This window comes from Convivina praedatoris, from assembly GCF_933208495.1.
In the GTDB taxonomy this organism is placed as follows: domain Bacteria; phylum Bacillota; class Bacilli; order Lactobacillales; family Lactobacillaceae; genus Convivina; species Convivina praedatoris.
In genome coordinates, this window is sequence record NZ_CAKOET010000014.1 from 1 (window position 1) to 1,626 (window position 1,626).

Genomic DNA, 1,626 nt, shown 5'->3' on the forward strand with positions numbered 1-1,626 from the left:
CTTAACAGGGGTGCTTTTTTAGTACATAGAAAGGAACGCTAATGGAATACGGCAATACGAAAACAGTGCGTTCATTAAACGGCAATAACGTGAAGTACAGCGATAACGGGACCACCATGACGTTCCTATTGAATGATGGTGGAGAAAAACTACCGTTTGACGATTCCAAGGCGTTCGTGTCAGTTAAAAATACTGGATTCTTATTTGACGTCCAATTCAAGCTGCAAGACAGTAAAGTGATTGTTGATTTTAATAACAATCGTCTGCAAGAATTGCCAACTGGTAGCTATGGACTTGAGTTCACTGTGCATAACGAGCAGGGCGAGCGACTGTTATTCCCGGACAATGGGTTCTTCCCGTTTCATATTAATCAGAACGCCAAGTTAACCAATGGCAAGACAGTTAAGGAAATCACCATTGGCGACATTATTAAAGAGGCTAATGAATACACTGATACACGATTAGCTGACTTGCATATCACTACTGGTCTAAAAGGTGACAAGGGTGATAAAGGTGAACCAGGTAAGGACGGACGTGACGGTGAACGTGGTCCAGTCGGCCCACAGGGTGTTCAAGGCATTCAGGGCCCAGCCGGTAAAGATGGTGCTACTGGATTGACTGGCCCTAAGGGAGACATGGGCCCTGTTGGACCGCAGGGAGAAAAAGGAGATCGTGGGGAAATTGGACCGCAAGGACCTCAAGGTATTCAGGGTGTCAAAGGCGATGACGGAGCGCCTGGTATTCAAGGGCCCAAAGGCGAACGTGGTGAAAAGGGAGAAAAGGGCGATACTGGCCCAATTGGACCGCAAGGACCGGCGGGTAACAGTACCAATGGCGAAAGTATTCCAGGACCACAAGGACCAAGAGGAGAAAAAGGTGACACCGGCGAGCGTGGACCCAAAGGGGATACTGGTTTAACCGGCCCACAAGGAGAACGTGGTTTACAAGGTGAGCAGGGACCAAGAGGGTTACAGGGTGAAGTTGGACCCGTTGGACCTGCTGGTAAAGATGGTCTGCAAGGACCGCGTGGCGAACAAGGCCCTCAGGGAATACCTGGTGAAAAAGGGGAGCAGGGTCCACAAGGCCAGCAAGGACCACAAGGATTGCCTGGACGAGACGGTAAAGACGGCGTTAATGGTAAAGATGGTCGAGATGGCAAGGACGCCACTACCACAACGCCTCGTCGTCCACCGATGGCCTGGGCATTAGATACCTCAACCACACCGTGGAGTCTATATTTCGACAATGGTTGTACATTACAATTGCCTAGCTATCCCAATAATGTTGCTTTGTATGGTTATGGTGTTTATTCACAGCCGAGTTCATTAGGTAACTATCCGTTTTATCAAAACATTATCGGGACAGCTAACGGTGCAATTACGCTGCAGAAATGGCGGGAGGTAGCCTTTGAGCCCTGGACTTATTGGGCTGATGATACGACAGTCCTTAATCCAATTAATGATTCTAGTAAAATTGATTTCTCCAATGCGCAGTTCAAAGAAAATGGTGGTAGCTATCATTCCCGCCAAAAGAATGTCATTCGTGTGATGTATGAATTAGGTATTTGGGACTTAGCAACAATTAAGAATTTGGGGGCTAAAGAGAAGTGATTCCACCAGAAGTAAT

At 47.6% G+C, this 1,626-nt stretch carries 1 protein-coding gene; it reads left to right on the forward strand.

Translation table 11 applies throughout. The annotated features are described in order from the left end of the window. Window positions 1-41 precede the first annotated feature (41 nt). Window positions 42-1,610, forward strand: a complete 1,569-nt coding sequence (locus M4974_RS07795) for a collagen-like protein (protein ID WP_248715908.1) — start codon at window positions 42-44, stop codon at window positions 1,608-1,610. The last annotated feature ends 16 nt before the right edge of the window (window positions 1,611-1,626 follow it).

Excerpts from the sequence above, each read along its gene's own strand:
- M4974_RS07795 (WP_248715908.1), top strand. The coding sequence starts at position 42 with ATGGAATACGGCAATACGAAAACAGTGCGTTCATTAAACGGCAATAAC.